The sequence below is a fragment of the Sphingomonas sp. AC449 genome, assembly GCF_979253475.1.
This window is the reverse complement of sequence record NZ_CEEDCZ010000135.1, coordinates 1-202: the sequence shown is the minus strand read 5'-3', so window position 1 is coordinate 202 and position 202 is coordinate 1. Positions and strand designations below refer to the sequence as shown.

2 tRNA genes are annotated in these 202 nt (G+C 59.4%); both read left to right on the top strand.

Annotated elements, in window-relative coordinates:
• Positions 1-77 (top strand) — tRNA-Arg (locus AC0CH3_RS18130).
• A gap of 49 nt (positions 78-126) precedes the next feature.
• Positions 127-200 (top strand) — tRNA-Arg (locus tag AC0CH3_RS18125).
• Positions 201-202 lie beyond the last annotated feature (2 nt).

Genomic DNA, 202 nt, shown 5'->3' with positions numbered 1-202 from the left:
GCACCCATAGCTCAGCTGGATAGAGCATCAGACTACGAATCTGAGGGTCGGGCGTTCGAATCGCTCTGGGTGCACCAGGATTTCCCGCCTCACGGCGGCTTTGTCGTGCAGCCTCTGCACGGCGATGCACCCATAGCTCAGCTGGATAGAGCATCAGACTACGAATCTGAGGGTCGGGCGTTCGAATCGCTCTGGGTGCACC